The following is a 15,171-nucleotide window of genomic DNA, read 5'->3' as shown; positions in this document are numbered from 1 at the left end:
GCGCGTGAATATTACGCTCACTATCAATCCTTGGGAATAATTATTCAGCTCTTTTGCGTAATTCTGAAGAGCTTAAAATCGTCACGCCTTCATGCTCAGGCCGCATCGCCTCTGCCAGCATGACCCGCGCCACGTCTCTCGCATCAATGGATTTCCAGTTACCGGGTAACAAACGGAACAGCGGCGCAAAAAGCGTTTCGTTCATCCGCTGTTTGCTACGATCGCCCAGTAACATCGACGGGCGAGCAATGGTCAATTTCGGCCAGTTCTGGGCGATTAATGCTTCTTCCATCTCCCCTTTGACGCGGTTATAGAAAAACGGCGAGTGGGCATTGGCACCCATAGCACTGACCACCAGCATATGCTGCGCGCCCAGTCGCCGCCCGGTTAATGCGGTATCCACTACCAGCGTGTAATCGGCATGAATAAACGCCTCTTTGCTCCCCGCTTCTCGCCGCGTGGTACCGAGACAACAAAACACAATGTCGATGGGATCGGTGACCTGCGCCAGCGCGTCAGTCAGTTGCGGATCATGGGGATTAAACACCCCGGGCATATCGCCCAACGGACGTCGCGTCGGCGCGGCTATGGCGTTAACTTTCGGTTCGTTAATCAACATCCGCAGCAGGTGACCGCCCACCAGCCCCGTTGCGCCTGTAATCAGTACCTGACTCATCTTCGCTCCTTTACAGAATTGTCTGCCTTGCGCTCCACGGCTCATGCACCAGGCTTAATAGACCATGAGGTAATTATCCCCGATTGTGGGAAATTCGCCTCATCCAATGCAACAACGCGGAGGAAGCATGAGTAAGAAAATTGCCGTTTTAATCAGTGATGAATTTGAAGATTCAGAATTTACTTCACCCGCAGACGAGTTCCGTAAAGCCGGACACGAAGTGATTACCATTGAAAAACAAGCGGGTAAAACGGTGAAAGGCAAAAAAGGAGAAGCCAGCGTGACCATCGATAAATCCATCGATGAAGTGACGCCTGCGGAGTTTGATGCCCTGCTGCTACCGGGCGGCCATTCACCGGATTATCTGCGTGGGGACAACCGTTTTGTCACCTTTACCCGTGATTTTGTGAATAGTGGCAAACCGGTGTTTGCCATCTGTCACGGCCCGCAGTTGCTGATCAGCGCCGATGTGATTCGGGGGCGCAAACTGACCGCAGTTAAACCGATCATTATTGATGTTAAAAATGCGGGCGCGGAATTTTACGATCAGGAAGTCGTGGTTGATAAAGATCAGCTGGTTACCAGCCGGACACCGGACGATCTGCCAGCGTTTAACCGCGAGGCGTTACGCCTGCTCGGTGCCTGAGTCGCGTAGCCAAATCATTTTTTTACCAAAGCCCAGCGTGTTGTCGGTGAATTTGATTTCATCGAGCCGGATTTCCCACACCGGGGCCGACAGCATTCTGGCAACCGGAAAGCGACGATTGTACGCATTGCGCGCGAGGTCGCTTTCCTCACCTTCCAGCCTGCGGATCTCACCTTTAAACTGCACACCGCGAATTAACGCTACCGTTTTCGGCTGACCGTTTACCGTTCCGGCAACTGCCGCCTGCGGCCCGCTCATCTGCGCGTGGCGCGTTTTTTCTTCCGTCAAAATGTAGAAGGCGACTTTCTGCGCATCAAAAAGATAAAAGGCATTAGCGCACCAGAGTTCCCCTTCCTGCTGCACACACCAGGTGACAACATGTTGTTTTGCCAGCCAACGGCTGATGGCGATGAGTGTTTCCATTGCTGTTCTCTTTTATACTGTGGGCCTGACCTTAACATGCGATGCAGACGATGACACCCTGGTTTCTTTACTTGATCCGTACCGCCGACAATAAGCTTTATACCGGGATCACCACGGATGTCGAACGCCGCTATCAGCAGCACCAAAGCGGCAAAGGGGCGAAAGCACTGCGCGGGAAAGGAGAACTGACGCTGGCGTTTTCTGCTCCAGTGGGCGATCGTTCGCTGGCGTTACGGGCGGAATATCGCGTTAAGCAACTGACCAAACGGCAAAAAGAGCGTCTGGTAGCGGAAGGCGCAGGGTTTGCAGAGCTGTTAAGCAGTCTGCAAACCCCGGAGATTAAAAGCGATTGAAATGCTCGTGATACTCAACCAGGCCGGTAACGCCATTCAGCGCGTCATCCGCTAAACGATGTACCTGGAAGGCGCTTTCAGTGCCCGGCCAGCGGCAACGCAGATCGTGATGCGCCGCCAGTTCAAAGCCGAAACGACTGTACAGCGCCGGATCGCCCAGCGTCACCACTGCGGCATAGCCGAACTCATTAAGCGAATCGAGTCCTTCATAGACCAGTTGGCGTGCCAGCCCCTGTCCACGGTATTTTTCATCAACCGCCAACGGTGCCATGCCGACCCATTGCAGGTCTTCGCCCTGCACATCAACCGGACTAAATGCCACATAGCCAATGACCTGACCTTCGTCATCTGTCGCCACCAGCCCCAGCGTCAGAAAGCCATCTTCACGCAGATCGTGAACCAGCTTCGCTTCCGCATCACTTTCGAATGAGCGACGCAGCAGGGCATCAATACCCGGCGCATCAATGGGAATTTCTACTCGAATTAGCATGGTTCACCTACCGATGTCTGTTTGGTTTCAAGCGCGGTTTTCATTCCCGCCTCAACAAAATCCGCCAGTTGCAGCAGCATCATGCGTAAGGCTTTCGGCATTTGCTCCAGTTCAATGGCGTCCATCAGGTTTTTCACATACAGCCCCAGCTCCGTATCGCCTTCAATCACCAGCCGACGCTGGAAGAAGAGCGTATCCGGATCTTGTTTACGCGCCGCAATCATCAGCAGATCGCTGGCGTCGGCACTAAAACTCACATCAGCTTGCGCGTTCTGGCTGACCACCAGTTTGCCATTCACCACCGAGGTAAACCATTGCAGGTCAATATCACGCACATGAATACTTAACCAGCGGCCTTCAAGAAACTCCAGCTCGCCATCATCCAGCGCCTGACGGAATTGCCAGCTTAAGACCTGCTCAAGAACCTGGCGTTTTAGCGCAAATGGCGTCAGTTTTACCGGTACACTCAACAGAGATGGCCCCAAATGCACAATACGGGAACGCAGTTTATCCAACACGAGTTTTACTCCCTGTTTCAACAATCATCCTATTTTGCCATATCAGAAAAATAACATAGCGGTATAAATCAACAATTCCATATGAAATTGCTGCTACCACCAATACAACTTTAACTGCCTTAAATCAAAAATTGTCGCAGCAAGGTTAACTAAAATCCCAGTTCGTTAACATTTTTGCGTTTTGATAGCGCAACCTTCAGGAAAAATTATGGAGCTGCTCTGCCCTGCCGGAAATCTCCCGGCGCTTAAGGCGGCCATCGAAAACGGCGCAGATGCTGTTTATATCGGGCTAAAAGATGATACTAATGCCCGTCACTTCGCCGGCCTTAACTTTACCGAGAAAAAATTGCAGGAAGCGGTGAGTTTTGTCCATCAACATCGCCGCAAACTTCACATCGCGATTAACACTTTTGCGCATCCGGACGGTTACGCCCGTTGGCAGCGCGCCGTGGATATGGCGGCGCAGCTGGGTGCCGACGCGCTGATCCTCGCCGACCTCGCCATGCTGGAGTACGCCGCCGAGCGTTACCCGCATATTGAGCGTCATGTGTCAGTGCAGGCTTCGGCGACCAATGAAGAGGCGATTAACTTTTATCATCGCCATTTTGACGTTGCTCGCGTGGTGCTGCCGCGCGTGTTGTCGATTCATCAGGTGAAACAGCTGGCACGGGTTACTCCTGTCCCGCTGGAAGTGTTTGCTTTCGGCAGCCTGTGCATTATGTCGGAAGGTCGTTGCTATCTGTCGTCGTATCTGACGGGTGAGTCGCCCAACACCGTGGGAGCGTGTTCTCCGGCCCGTTTCGTGCGCTGGCAACAAACGCCGCAGGGGCTGGAATCCCGCCTGAACGAAGTGCTGATCGACCGTTATCAGGACGGCGAAAACGCAGGTTATCCGACGCTGTGTAAAGGGCGTTATCTGGTGGACGGCGAGCGCTATCACGCGCTGGAAGAACCAACCAGTCTCAATACCCTGGAACTGCTGCCGGAGTTAATGGCTGCGAATATTGCTTCGGTGAAAATTGAAGGCCGCCAGCGTAGCCCGGCGTATGTCAGCCAGGTGGCGAAAGTCTGGCGTCAGGCTATCGACCGTTGTAAGGCCGATCCGCAAAACTTTGTACCGCAAAGCGCGTGGATGGAGACGCTCGGGTCGATGTCCGAAGGCACGCAAACCACTCTTGGCGCATATCACCGTAAATGGCAGTGAGAAAAGCAATGAAATATTCCTTAGGGCCAGTGCTGTGGTACTGGCCAAAAGAGACGCTGGAAGAATTTTATCAGCAGGCCGCCACCAGCAGCGCCGACGTGATTTATCTTGGTGAAGCGGTATGCAGCAAGCGTCGGGCAACCAAAGTTGGCGACTGGCTGGAGATGGCAAAATCGCTCGCCGGGAGTGGTAAGCAGATTGTGCTCTCCACGCTGGCGCTGGTGCAGGCATCATCTGAACTGGGCGAACTGAAACGCTATGTTGAGAACGGTGAGTTTCTGATTGAAGCCAGCGATCTCGGCGTGGTGAATATGTGCGCTGAACGCAAACTGCCGTTCGTCGCCGGGCACGCGCTGAACTGCTACAACGCGGTGACACTGAAAATATTGCTCAAACAGGGCATGATGCGCTGGTGTATGCCAGTGGAGCTTTCCCGCGACTGGCTGGTGAATCTGCTTAATCAGTGCGATGAGCTGGGCATTCGTAACCAGTTTGAAGTGGAAGTCCTGAGCTACGGTCATCTGCCGCTGGCCTACTCCGCCCGCTGCTTTACCGCGCGTTCGGAAGACCGCCCGAAAGATGAGTGTGAAACCTGCTGCATTAAGTATCCGAACGGGCGCAACGTGCTGTCGCAGGAAAACCAACAAGTGTTTGTACTCAATGGCATTCAGACCATGAGCGGCTACGTTTACAACCTCGGTAACGAGCTGGCATCCATGCAGGGCCTGGTTGATGTGGTCCGCCTGTCACCGCAGGGTACTGACACTTTCGCGATGCTCGACGCCTTCCGCGCTAATGAAAATGGCGCTGCGCCACTACCGTTGACGGCAAACAGCGACTGTAACGGCTACTGGCGGCGGCTGGCAGGACTGGAGCTGCAAGCCTAAGTAAATATGCTCGTCATACTTCAAGTTGCATGTGCTGCATCTGCATTCGTTCACCCCAGTCACTTACTTATGTAAGCTCCTGGGGATTCACTCTCTTGTCGCCTTCCTGCAACTCGAATTATTTAGAGCACAGCTCACTTTGTTAACAACTTTAACTACTCTTTAATGCAGTATTAAAGATTAATCGGTAACAAAGTGAGCTGTTATGACTGATAAAACCATTGCGTTTTCGCTACTCGATCTGGCCCCCATTCCCGAAGGTTCTTCAGCGCGAGAAGCATTCTCCCACTCTCTCGATCTCGCCCGTCTGGCTGAAAAGCGCGGCTATCATCGCTACTGGCTGGCAGAACACCACAATATGACTGGCATTGCCAGTGCTGCCACGTCGGTATTGATTGGCTATCTGGCGGCGAATACCACCACGCTGCATCTGGGGTCTGGCGGCGTGATGTTGCCTAACCACTCACCGTTGGTCATTGCCGAACAGTTCGGCACGCTCAATACACTCTATCCGGGGCGAATCGATTTGGGGCTGGGTCGTGCGCCAGGTAGTGACCAACGGACAATGATGGCGCTGCGTCGCCATATGAGCGGCGATATTGATAATTTCCCCCGCGATGTCGCGGAGCTGGTGGACTGGTTTGACGCCCGCGATCCCAATCCGCATGTGCGCCCGGTACCAGGCTATGGCGAGAAAATCCCCGTGTGGTTGTTAGGCTCCAGCCTTTACAGCGCGCAACTGGCGGCGCAGCTTGGTCTGCCGTTCGCGTTTGCCTCACACTTCGCGCCGGATATGTTGTTCCAGGCGCTGCATCTTTATCGCAGCAACTTCAAACCGTCGGCACGACTGGAAAAACCATACGCGATGGTGTGCATCAATATTATCGCCGCCGATAGCAACCGCGACGCTGAGTTTCTGTTTACCTCAATGCAGCAAGCCTTTGTGAAGTTGCGCCGTGGCGAAACCGGGCAACTGCCGCCACCGATTCAAAATATGGATCAGTTCTGGTCGCCGTCCGAACAGTATGGTGTGCAGCAGGCGCTGAGTATGTCGTTGGTAGGTGATAAAGCGAAAGTGCGTCATGGCTTGCAGTCGATCCTGCGCGAAACCGACGCCGATGAGATTATGGTCAACGGGCAGATTTTCGACCACCAGGCGCGGCTGCATTCGTTTGAGCTGGCGATGGATGTTAAGGAAGAGTTGTTGGGATAGTGTGTCTTAACGCGGGAAGCCTTATCCGAGCTGGCAACGCTGTCCTACGTAGACCTGATAAGCGAAGCGCATCAGGCATTGTGTAGGCAGCAGAAATGTCGGATAAGGCACCGCTGATTACTGATACACCGGCAGTAAATTAAAGCTCGATAAAATATGGACCAGTGCGTTGCCAACGCCAAACACCAGAATCAGCGTAATCATCGGCTTGCCGCCCCAGACGCGGAATTTCGGGCTGCCAAAGCGTTTACGCGATGCGCGGGCTAACAGCGCCGGAACAATTGCCGCCCAGATGGTAGCTGCTAAACCAGCATAACCAATGGCGTACAGGAATCCGTTCGGGAACAGTAGACCACCCACAACAGGCGGGGCAAAGGTCAGCAATGCCGTTTTCAAGCGCCCCAGGGCTGAGTCATCGAAACCAAACAGATCTGCCAGATAGTCAAACAAACCCAGCGTTACGCCAAGGAACGAACTCGCTACCGCAAAGTTTGAGAACACGACCAGCAGAAGGTCCAGGCTACGGCTGTTCAGCACGCCGCTTAATGCCTGTACCAGCACATCAATATTACCGCCCTTCTCTGCAATACCGATAAACTCCGGACGCGGGATGTTACCCATCGTCGCCAGCAACCAGATGGTATACAGCGCCAGTGCCATCAGCGTACCGTACACCAGGCATTTCACGATGGTTTTCGGATCTTTGCCGTAATACTTCATCAGGCTTGGCACGTTACCGTGATAACCAAACGACGCCAGGCAGAACGGCAATGTCATCAGCAGATACGGCGCATAAGATGCATTGCTTTCTGCAACGTTGAACAATGTCGCAGGCTGCACATGCCCCAACAGGCTGCCAAAGGTGAGGAAGAAGGTAATGACTTTCGCCCCCAGCACAATCGCCGTCATGCGGCTGACGGCCTTAGTACTCAACCACACCACAAACGCTACCAGCAGTGCAAAACCAAAACCCGCCGCCCGTGCCGGGACGTTTAGCGACATCTCTGCGAAGGTGTGATGCAGAATTGAACCACTGGCAGAAATATAGGCATAGGTCAGGATATAGAGCACAAAGGCAATGGAAATACCGTTGACCACGTTCCAGCCTTTGCCCAGCAAATCTTTGGTGATGGTGTCAAAACTCGAACCGATTCGGTAATTCAGGTTAGCTTCCAGAATCATCAAGCCGGAATGCAGCATACAGAACCAGGTAAAGATCAGCGCCGCCATTGACCAGAAAAACCACGCCCCGGACATGACCACTGGCAGAGAAAACATCCCTGCGCCAATAATGGTGCCGCCGATAATCACCACGCCGCCAAGCAGCGACGGTGACGTTTGGGTGGTGGTTAGTGTTGCCATGAGGGCTTCTCTCCAGTGAAAAATAGTGCGACTGCGTTGTTATGCATTGCACTGTACCAGTACACGAGTACAAAAGACAGAAAAAAAGCCCCGATGGTAAAAATCGGGGCTGTATATATTATTTTACAGATTGTGTTCGCTGTTCAGCGATGATTACGCATCACCACCGAAACGACGACGACCGGTAGAGTCATCACGACGCGGAGCGCGGCCTTCACGACGTTCGCCGCTAAAACGACGACCATCACCACGGCCACCTTCACGGCGTTCACCGCTGAAGTTACGACCGCCTTCACGACGTTCGCCACCGAAACCACGACCACCGCCACGACGCTCACCGCCAGTATGCGGCTGTGCATCGCCCAGTAACTGCATGTTCATCGGCTTGTTGAGAATGCGAGTGCGCGTAAAGTGTTGCAGCACTTCACCCGGCATACCTTTCGGCAGTTCGATGGTGGAGTGAGAAGCAAACAGCTTGATGTTACCAATGTAACGGCTGCTGATGTCGCCTTCGTTAGCAATCGCACCAACGATATGACGAACTTCAACACCATCATCGCGGCCCACTTCAATGCGGTACAGCTGCATATCGCCAACATCACGACGTTCACGACGCGGACGATCTTCACGGTCACCACGCGGGCCACGGTCGTTACGATCGCGCGGACCACGGTCATCACGGTCACGGAATTCACGTTTCGGACGCATCGGCGCATCTGGCGGTACGATCAGAGTACGTTCACCCTGTGCCATTTTCAGCAGTGCCGCAGCCAGAGTTTCGAGATCCAGCTCTTCACCTTCTGCAGTCGGCTGAATTTTGCTCAGCAGTGCGCGGTATTGATCCAGATCGCTGCTTTCCAGCTGCTGCTGTACTTTAGCGGCGAATTTTTCCAGACGGCGTTTGCCCAGCAGTTCTGCGTTCGGCAGTTCTACTTCCGGAATAGTCAGCTTCATAGTACGTTCAATGTTGCGCAGCAGACGACGCTCGCGGTTCTCAACGAACAGCAGCGCGCGGCCAGCACGACCCGCACGACCGGTACGACCGATACGGTGAACGTAAGACTCAGAATCCATCGGGATATCGTAGTTAACTACCAGGCTGATACGCTCAACGTCCAGGCCACGGGCTGCAACGTCGGTCGCAATCAGGATGTCCAGACGACCATCTTTCAGGCGTTCCAGTGTCTGTTCACGCAGCGCCTGGTTCATGTCACCGTTCAGCGCGGCGCTGTTGTAGCCGTTACGCTCAAGAGCTTCAGCCACTTCCAGAGTCGCGTTTTTGGTACGAACGAAGATAATCGCCGCATCAAAATCTTCCGCTTCCAGGAAACGTACCAGTGCTTCGTTTTTGCGCATACCCCAGACAGTCCAGTAGCTCTGGCTGATGTCAGGACGGGTAGTCACGCTGGACTGAATGCGCACTTCCTGCGGCTCTTTCATAAAGCGGCGGGTAATGCGACGAATCGCTTCCGGCATGGTTGCAGAGAACAGAGCGGTCTGATGACCTTCCGGGATCTGCGCCATAATGGTTTCAACGTCTTCGATGAAGCCCATGCGCAGCATTTCGTCAGCTTCATCCAGAACCAGACCGCTCAGTTTAGAGAGGTCCAGAGTGCCACGTTTCAGGTGGTCCAGCAGACGGCCCGGAGTACCGACAACGATCTGCGGCCCCTGACGCAGGGCGCGTAATTGCACGTCATAACGCTGGCCGCCGTACAGAGCAACCACATTTACGCCGCGCATGTGTTTAGAGAAATCCGTCATTGCTTCAGCAACCTGTACCGCCAGTTCGCGGGTCGGTGCCAGCACCAGAATCTGTGGTGCTTTCAGCTCAGGATCAAGATTCTGCAACAGAGGTAAAGAGAATGCTGCAGTTTTTCCGCTCCCCGTCTGGGCCATACCCAGAACGTCGCGGCCATTCAGCAGATGTGGAATACACTCTGCCTGAATTGGAGATGGTTTTTCGTAACCCAGATCGTTAAGGGCTTCAAGGATAGGAGCCTTCAGGCCCAGATCTGCAAAAGTGGTTTCGAATTCAGCCATGTAGTACGTGTGCCTCAAAATTAATGGCGGCCAGTCTACATAACTCATCATGAAATTGATCAGCAATTTTCATTGAAAAGTGTGAACCGGCTCAAAGTAGGTGTATTAACGAACAACAACGCCCTCACCCGTTAAGGTGATGGCAATCAAAAAAGATTACGGGCTGATGTGTACGTCAGCTATTGCTGGTCCGATTCTGCCAGGTCATCTTGGTCCTGGCCCAGGAGCGATAATTCCAACAATGCGTATCGGTGCTCAACAAAGTTATGAACGTTGTTGGCAACCGCCAGTTTGAACAGTGCCGTGGCGCTGTCCAAATCCCCCAGACTTAGGTAGTACTTACCTAAATAGAAGTTGGTTTCACTGAGATGCTCAGCGAGCGAGGTGTTATCCGTTGCGTCCGCCTTGAGCCTTTCCATTAACGTTTGTTCGCTAATGTTGCCCAGGTAGAACTCGACAATGTTCCATCCCCACTGTTCCTTATCCGATTTTTCGAAGTGCTGTTTCAACACTTCTTTAGCCTGCTTCTCATCGAGCTTCTGCTCGGCGAGATAAAGCCACAGACTACGGAAAGGATCATTGGGATCGTCTTGATAAAACGCCAGCAGATCATCTTGCGCTAACTTGTCACGACCGCCGTAATATAATGCGATCCCGCGATTCAAGTGCGCGTAGTTGTAAGTTGGATCAAGCTCAAGTACAGAATCAAACGCTTCATAGGCAGCATCAAAATTGCCTGCCTGCGTTAAATATATGCCTAAGTAATTGAATACTTCAGGCATATCCGGTCGGATTGCCAGCGCTTGCGAAAAATCGTTACGCGCTAATGCCCTCAGACCGAGACTATCATACAACACTCCGCGCTCATATAAAAGCTGTGCGCGTTCGTCATCGGTTAAAGCCCGACTGGCAAGGATTTGTTCCATACGTGCCAGAATCACTTCCTGCTGTAAAGTCGGTTGCAATGGTACCGCGAGGACTTCACTTTTACGCCAGGAAGTATTACTGCATCCTGCAAGCGTAAGTGCTGTCGCAACGAAACACCAGCGCAAAAAAGGCTTCATTTCCCACTCCCGAAGACCACGGTTGAATGAACGTCCTGTTCCCGGTTGCTAACAAGGCGTCCTGCCCGGTTAAAAGCCCCCCGCCGCAGCGGAGGGCAAATGGCAACCTTACTCGCCCTGTTCAGCAGCCGGAGCTTCCGGTGCTGCAGCAGGTTGAGACTGCTCAGTCGCTTCTTTAATGCTCAGACGGATACGGCCCTGGCGATCAACTTCCAGAACTTTCACCGGTACTTCCTGACCCATCTGCAGGTAATCGGTCACTTTCTCAACGCGTTTGTCAGCGATTTGAGAGATGTGGACCAGACCTTCTTTACCGCCGCCGATGGCAACAAATGCGCCAAAGTCAACGATACGGGTCACTTTACCAGTGTAGACGCGGCCCACTTCGATTTCTGCAGTGATCTCTTCGATACGACGAATAGCATGTTTCGCTTTCTCGCCGTCGGTCGCTGCGATCTTCACAGTACCGTCATCTTCGATTTCGATGGTAGTGCCAGTTTCTTCGGTCAGGGCACGGATAACAGAGCCGCCTTTACCGATAACGTCTTTGATCTTATCCGGGTTGATCTTGATGGTATGGATACGCGGTGCGAACTCAGAGATATCGCCACGCGGCGCGTTGATCGCCTGTTCCATTACGCCCAGGATATGCAGACGCGCACCTTTAGCCTGGTTCAGCGCAACCTGCATGATCTCTTTGGTGATACCTTCAATTTTGATATCCATCTGCAGTGCAGAGATACCGTCGCGGGAACCTGCAACTTTGAAGTCCATATCGCCCAGGTGATCTTCGTCGCCCAAAATGTCAGACAGTACAACGTAGTTGTCGCCTTCTTTCACCAGACCCATTGCGATACCCGCAACGGCAGCTTTGATTGGCACACCTGCGTCCATCAGCGCCAGAGACGCGCCGCACACGGAAGCCATAGAAGAAGAACCGTTGGATTCGGTGATTTCAGACACTACACGTACGGTGTACGGGAATTTGTCCATATCCGGCATGACTGCCAGCACGCCGCGCTTCGCCAGACGACCGTGACCAATTTCACGACGCTTCGGAGAACCGACCATGCCGGTTTCGCCTACGGAGTACGGAGGGAAGTTGTAGTGGAACAGGAAGGTATCGGTACGTTCGCCCATCAGTTCATCAAGAACCTGCGCGTCACGAGCGGTACCCAGCGTTGCAGTAACCAGTGCCTGCGTTTCACCGCGGGTGAACAGCGCAGAACCGTGAGTACGCGGCAGCACGCCAGTACGCACATCCAGACCACGGATCATATCTTTTTCACGACCGTCGATACGCGGTTCGCCTGCCAGTACGCGGCTACGAACAACGTTTTTCTCGATAGCGTGCAGAATTTCACCCAGTTCGTTTTCGTCCAGGGTTTCGTCTTCAGCAAGCAGCGTCGCGATGGTTTCAGATTTGATGACATCAACCTGCGCATAACGCTCTTGTTTGTCGGTGATGCGGTAAGCATCGCTCAGGCGAGCTTCAGCCAGTGCAGCAACGCGCGCGTTCAGCGCTTCGTTTACCGGCTCCGGCTGCCAGTCCCAACGTGGTTTACCGGCTTCTTTCACCAGTTCATTGATGTTCTGAATAACAACCTGCTGTTGTTCATGACCGAACACTACTGCGCCCAGCATCTGGTCTTCGCTCAGCAGTTCAGCTTCAGATTCAACCATCAGAACAGCGGCTTCAGTACCGGCAACAACCAGATCCAGTTTGCTCTCTTTCAGCTCGTCCTGAGTCGGGTTCAGTACGTACTGGTCATTGATGTAACCTACGCGAGCAGCACCAATCGGACCATTGAACGGAATACCAGACAGAGACAGTGCTGCGGAAGCACCAATCATCGCGACGATATCCGGGTTAACTTGCGGGTTAACAGAAACCACGGTGGCGATAACCTGAACTTCGTTGACGAAGCCTTCCGGGAACAGCGGGCGAATCGGGCGGTCAATCAGACGCGCGATCAGGGTTTCGCCTTCGCTTGGGCGGCCTTCACGACGGAAGAAGCTACCCGGGATACGACCAGCAGCGTAGGTACGCTCCTGATAGTTAACGGTCAGTGGGAAGAAGTCCTGACCTGGTTTGGCTTTTTTCTGGCCAACAACGGTAACAAATACCGCGGTGTCATCCATGCTAACCATAACAGCGGCAGTAGCCTGACGAGCCATCATGCCGGTTTCCAGAGTCACGGTGTGTTGGCCGTACTGGAATTTACGAACGATCGGATTAAGCAATGTAATATCCTTTCTCTTTCTTAGACAGTACCTTACGGCACTGGTGTTAATACCCGATCTTCTGCGCATCCTCGCGACTAATGACAACCCTAACCCAGCTCTATGTGGGTAAAGCCTCTCATTAGCCGCGCGAACCTCTGCAACGGAAGATCATTCATAGCAACAATACATTAGTTTCCAGTGAATTGCTGCCGTCAGCTTGAAAAAAGGGGCCACTCAGGCCCCCTTTTCTGAAACTCGCAAGAATTAGCGACGCAGACCCAGGCGCTCGATGAGCTGGGTGTAACGTGCTACGTCTTTACGTTTCAGGTAGTCGAGCAGTTTACGACGCTGAGAAACCATGCGCAGCAGACCACGACGGCTGTGGTGATCTTTTTTGTGCTCTGCAAAGTGGCCCTGCAGGTGGTTGATCTGTGCAGTCAGCAGTGCTACCTGAACTTCGGTAGAACCGGTGTCGTTTGCGTCACGACCAAACTCAGAAACGATTTTAGCTGTTGCTTCAGTACTTAGAGACATTTTAAAACTCCAAAGTATATAGAATGAAAGGACGCCGATCTCTAATTCAGCGATCCCAGTGTACGTTACGCAAAGTGTTAAACAATTTACGCGACGTTAAGCGGCAGTATTCTACTCGTAGCGACCTGTTATCGCAAGACGGTTAACATTACGCCGGGTATTCAACCACCAGGCGACGAGGCGCAACGCGGCCTTCATCGTCAATTTCGCCCATACCGATAAATTTGCCGTTCTCACCTTCTGTAACGCGAACCAGTCCTTCCAGCGGCGCACCGGATGTACGAACTGGGTTACCATTTTTGAAGTAAACAGAAGACGTTAACGGAAGATTCACCACCGGGTAGTCCGAAGCTGGACTGTCCATTGGCATCAGTAATGGATCAAGTAACTCCGCAGCCGGAATATCCTGCTGTTCGGCTTGTTCGACCAGTTCACGCAGATGTTCCAGGGTCACCATCCGTTCAACCGGATATTTACTTACCGCCAGACGACGCAGGTAAATAACATGCGCGCCACAACCGAGTTTTTCACCCAGGTCATCAATGATGGTGCGGATATAAGTGCCTTTTGAGCAGTGAATTTCCAGCTCCAGCTCATTGCCTTCGTGGCGAATAAACAGCAATTCATAAACGGTAATCGGGCGCGCTTCACGCGGTACTTCAATGCCCTGACGCGCATATTCGTACAGTTTTTTACCCTGATATTTCAGTGCTGAATACATCGAAGGGATCTGTTCGATATCGCCACGGAAAGTATCCAGCGCCGCCGCCAGTTGCTCTGCGCTAAAGGTTACCGGACGTTCTTCAACGATTTGTCCGTCGGCATCAGAAGTATCGGTACGCTGTCCAAGACGCGCAATGACCCGATAGCGTTTGTCGGAGTCCAGCAGATACTGGGAAAACTTCGTCGCTTCCCCGAGGCAAATTGGCAACATGCCAGTTGCCAGCGGGTCCAGCGCACCGGTATGCCCGGCACGGTTGGCGTTATAAATCCGTTTCACTTTTTGCAGCGCATCATTGCTGGACATACCCTGCGGTTTATCCAGCAACAAAACGCCGTTAATGTCGCGACCGCGACGACGAGGACGACTCATTAGTCCTCCTTGCTGTCGTCCGGGTTAACACGACGTTCTTCGTCATGTTTGACCACGCTGGTCACCAGGTTTGACATGCGCATCCCTTCAACCAGAGAGTTGTCGTAGAAGAAGGTCAGTTCCGGCACGATACGCAGGCGCATCGCTTTCCCCAGCAGGCTGCGGATGAAACCAGAAGCTTCTTGCAACGCTTTGATGCCCGCTTTAACCGCGTCTTCATCTTTGTCGTTGAGGAACGTCACATATACTTTGGCATACGCCAGGTCGCGAGACATTTCGACACCGGAAACGGTGGTCATCATGCCCAGGCGAGGATCTTTAATTTCACGCTGCAGGATGAGAGCGATCTCTTTTTGCATTTCCTGCGCTACGCGCTGCGGGCGACCAAATTCTTTCGCCATAATAAATTCTCCTGACAAAAAAGGGGCTGTTAGCCCCT

At 52.9% G+C, this 15,171-nt stretch carries 17 protein-coding genes; 5 read left to right on the top strand and 12 right to left on the bottom strand.

Features of this window, described 5'->3' with window-relative positions; genetic code table 11:
• Positions 1 to 40: 40 nt before the first annotated feature.
• Positions 41 to 676 carry an NAD(P)H-binding protein gene (locus HGD79_RS18755; RefSeq protein WP_000084526.1) on the bottom strand — a complete coding sequence of 212 codons (636 nt, stop codon included), beginning with the start codon at positions 674 to 676 and terminating at the stop codon, positions 41 to 43.
• 127 nt (positions 677 to 803) lie between these two features.
• On the opposite strand from HGD79_RS18755, the gene yhbO reads away from it, so the two are divergent.
• Complete coding sequence (gene yhbO, locus HGD79_RS18750) at positions 804 to 1,322, top strand: protein/nucleic acid deglycase (RefSeq protein WP_000037593.1); 519 nt, start codon at positions 804 to 806, stop codon at positions 1,320 to 1,322.
• Here the strand turns inward: yhbO and HGD79_RS18745 are convergent.
• Positions 1,302 to 1,745: a YhbP family protein gene (locus HGD79_RS18745; protein WP_050938906.1), complete on the bottom strand. Its 444-nt coding sequence runs from the start codon at positions 1,743 to 1,745 to the stop codon at positions 1,302 to 1,304. The genes yhbO and HGD79_RS18745 overlap by 21 nt on opposite strands.
• A 50-nt stretch (positions 1,746 to 1,795) precedes the next feature.
• Here HGD79_RS18745 and yhbQ point away from each other — a divergent pair, with 50 nt between their 5' ends.
• The gene (yhbQ, locus tag HGD79_RS18740; RefSeq protein WP_000189314.1) at positions 1,796 to 2,098 is read left to right on the top strand and encodes a DNA damage response exodeoxyribonuclease YhbQ; all 303 of its coding nucleotides are present in this window, start codon (positions 1,796 to 1,798) and stop codon (positions 2,096 to 2,098) included.
• Here yhbQ and HGD79_RS18735 read toward each other — a convergent pair.
• Together HGD79_RS18735 and HGD79_RS18730 are read right to left on the bottom strand one after the other, a co-directional pair.
• Positions 2,085 to 2,588, bottom strand: coding sequence for an N-acetyltransferase (locus HGD79_RS18735; RefSeq protein WP_000908554.1), 504 nt, complete (start codon positions 2,586 to 2,588; stop codon positions 2,085 to 2,087). The two genes, yhbQ and HGD79_RS18735, sit on opposite strands and share 14 nt — an antisense overlap.
• Positions 2,582 to 3,106 carry an SCP2 domain-containing protein gene (locus tag HGD79_RS18730; RefSeq protein WP_112921149.1) on the bottom strand — a complete coding sequence of 175 codons (525 nt, stop codon included), beginning with the start codon at positions 3,104 to 3,106 and terminating at the stop codon, positions 2,582 to 2,584. The genes HGD79_RS18735 and HGD79_RS18730 overlap by 7 nt, the downstream gene beginning before the upstream one ends.
• A gap of 208 nt (positions 3,107 to 3,314) precedes the next feature.
• Here HGD79_RS18730 and HGD79_RS18725 point away from each other — a divergent pair, with 208 nt between their 5' ends.
• The 3 genes from HGD79_RS18725 to HGD79_RS18715 all read left to right on the top strand — a co-directional run bounded on the left by HGD79_RS18725 (position 3,315) and on the right by HGD79_RS18715 (position 6,410).
• Complete coding sequence (locus HGD79_RS18725) at positions 3,315 to 4,310, top strand: peptidase U32 family protein (RefSeq protein ID WP_000421305.1); 996 nt, start codon at positions 3,315 to 3,317, stop codon at positions 4,308 to 4,310.
• An 8-nt stretch (positions 4,311 to 4,318) separates the two neighbouring features.
• Entirely contained in the window at positions 4,319 to 5,197 is an 879-nt protein-coding gene (locus tag HGD79_RS18720) for a U32 family peptidase (protein ID WP_001301318.1), read from the top strand.
• Between the two features lie 205 nt (positions 5,198 to 5,402).
• A complete protein-coding gene (locus HGD79_RS18715) occupies positions 5,403 to 6,410 on the top strand; it encodes a luciferase-like monooxygenase (RefSeq protein ID WP_000130380.1) in 1,008 nt (335 codons plus the stop codon).
• Between the two features lie 117 nt (positions 6,411 to 6,527).
• Here the strand turns inward: HGD79_RS18715 and mtr are convergent, their stop codons facing one another.
• The 8 genes from mtr to rbfA all read right to left on the bottom strand — a co-directional run bounded on the left by mtr (position 6,528) and on the right by rbfA (position 15,133).
• The gene (mtr, locus tag HGD79_RS18710) at positions 6,528 to 7,772 is read right to left on the bottom strand and encodes a tryptophan permease (RefSeq protein ID WP_000224340.1); all 1,245 of its coding nucleotides are present in this window, start codon (positions 7,770 to 7,772) and stop codon (positions 6,528 to 6,530) included.
• A 153-nt stretch (positions 7,773 to 7,925) separates the two neighbouring features.
• On the bottom strand, positions 7,926 to 9,815 hold the full coding sequence (gene deaD, locus HGD79_RS18705) for an ATP-dependent RNA helicase DeaD (protein WP_001295553.1): 1,890 nt from the start codon (positions 9,813 to 9,815) through the stop codon (positions 7,926 to 7,928).
• Positions 9,808 to 9,888, bottom strand: a complete 81-nt coding sequence (gene yrbN / locus HGD79_RS18700; RefSeq protein ID WP_010723222.1) for a protein YrbN — start codon at positions 9,886 to 9,888, stop codon at positions 9,808 to 9,810. The genes deaD and yrbN overlap by 8 nt, the downstream gene beginning before the upstream one ends.
• 106 nt (positions 9,889 to 9,994) lie before the next feature.
• On the bottom strand, positions 9,995 to 10,879 hold the full coding sequence (nlpI, locus tag HGD79_RS18695) for a lipoprotein NlpI (RefSeq protein ID WP_000802080.1): 885 nt from the start codon (positions 10,877 to 10,879) through the stop codon (positions 9,995 to 9,997).
• A gap of 108 nt (positions 10,880 to 10,987) precedes the next feature.
• Positions 10,988 to 13,123 carry a polyribonucleotide nucleotidyltransferase gene (pnp, locus tag HGD79_RS18690; RefSeq protein WP_001298740.1) on the bottom strand — a complete coding sequence of 712 codons (2,136 nt, stop codon included), beginning with the start codon at positions 13,121 to 13,123 and terminating at the stop codon, positions 10,988 to 10,990.
• Positions 13,124 to 13,369: 246 nt separating this feature from the next.
• Entirely contained in the window at positions 13,370 to 13,639 is a 270-nt protein-coding gene (rpsO, locus tag HGD79_RS18685; protein ID WP_000059466.1) for a 30S ribosomal protein S15, read from the bottom strand.
• A 148-nt stretch (positions 13,640 to 13,787) separates the two neighbouring features.
• Entirely contained in the window at positions 13,788 to 14,732 is a 945-nt protein-coding gene (truB, locus tag HGD79_RS18680; RefSeq protein WP_000089698.1) for a tRNA pseudouridine(55) synthase TruB, read from the bottom strand.
• Positions 14,732 to 15,133 (bottom strand): 30S ribosome-binding factor RbfA, encoded by a 402-nt coding sequence (rbfA, locus tag HGD79_RS18675; RefSeq protein WP_001040205.1) that lies wholly within the window; start codon positions 15,131 to 15,133, stop codon positions 14,732 to 14,734. The genes truB and rbfA overlap by 1 nt, the downstream gene beginning before the upstream one ends.
• Between the last annotated feature and the right edge of the window lie 38 nt (positions 15,134 to 15,171).

The organism is Escherichia sp. SCLE84, assembly GCF_012584495.1.
In the GTDB taxonomy this organism is placed as follows: domain Bacteria; phylum Pseudomonadota; class Gammaproteobacteria; order Enterobacterales; family Enterobacteriaceae; genus ECMA0423.
The sequence above is the reverse complement of the archived record's forward strand: the minus strand, read 5'-3'. Positions and strand labels throughout refer to the sequence as shown.

What these genes read in the sequence shown, in the direction of transcription:
- truB (WP_000089698.1), bottom strand. Translation starts at nt 14,732, where the DNA reads ATGAGTCGTCCTCGTCGTCGCGGTCGCGACATTAACGGCGTTTTGTTG.
- HGD79_RS18735 (WP_000908554.1), bottom strand. Translation starts at nt 2,588, where the DNA reads ATGCTAATTCGAGTAGAAATTCCCATTGATGCGCCGGGTATTGATGCC.
- deaD (WP_001295553.1), bottom strand. Translation starts at nt 9,815, where the DNA reads ATGGCTGAATTCGAAACCACTTTTGCAGATCTGGGCCTGAAGGCTCCT.
- yhbQ (WP_000189314.1), top strand. Translation starts at nt 1,796, where the DNA reads ATGACACCCTGGTTTCTTTACTTGATCCGTACCGCCGACAATAAGCTT.
- rpsO (WP_000059466.1), bottom strand. Translation starts at nt 13,639, where the DNA reads ATGTCTCTAAGTACTGAAGCAACAGCTAAAATCGTTTCTGAGTTTGGT.
- mtr (WP_000224340.1), bottom strand. Translation starts at nt 7,772, where the DNA reads ATGGCAACACTAACCACCACCCAAACGTCACCGTCGCTGCTTGGCGGC.
- yrbN (WP_010723222.1), bottom strand. Translation starts at nt 9,888, where the DNA reads ATGAAAATTGCTGATCAATTTCATGATGAGTTATGTAGACTGGCCGCC.
- rbfA (WP_001040205.1), bottom strand. Translation starts at nt 15,133, where the DNA reads ATGGCGAAAGAATTTGGTCGCCCGCAGCGCGTAGCGCAGGAAATGCAA.
- HGD79_RS18715 (WP_000130380.1), top strand. Translation starts at nt 5,403, where the DNA reads ATGACTGATAAAACCATTGCGTTTTCGCTACTCGATCTGGCCCCCATT.
- HGD79_RS18720 (WP_001301318.1), top strand. Translation starts at nt 4,319, where the DNA reads ATGAAATATTCCTTAGGGCCAGTGCTGTGGTACTGGCCAAAAGAGACG.
- HGD79_RS18725 (WP_000421305.1), top strand. Translation starts at nt 3,315, where the DNA reads ATGGAGCTGCTCTGCCCTGCCGGAAATCTCCCGGCGCTTAAGGCGGCC.
- yhbO (WP_000037593.1), top strand. Translation starts at nt 804, where the DNA reads ATGAGTAAGAAAATTGCCGTTTTAATCAGTGATGAATTTGAAGATTCA.
- HGD79_RS18745 (WP_050938906.1), bottom strand. Translation starts at nt 1,745, where the DNA reads ATGGAAACACTCATCGCCATCAGCCGTTGGCTGGCAAAACAACATGTT.
- nlpI (WP_000802080.1), bottom strand. Translation starts at nt 10,879, where the DNA reads ATGAAGCCTTTTTTGCGCTGGTGTTTCGTTGCGACAGCACTTACGCTT.
- HGD79_RS18755 (WP_000084526.1), bottom strand. Translation starts at nt 676, where the DNA reads ATGAGTCAGGTACTGATTACAGGCGCAACGGGGCTGGTGGGCGGTCAC.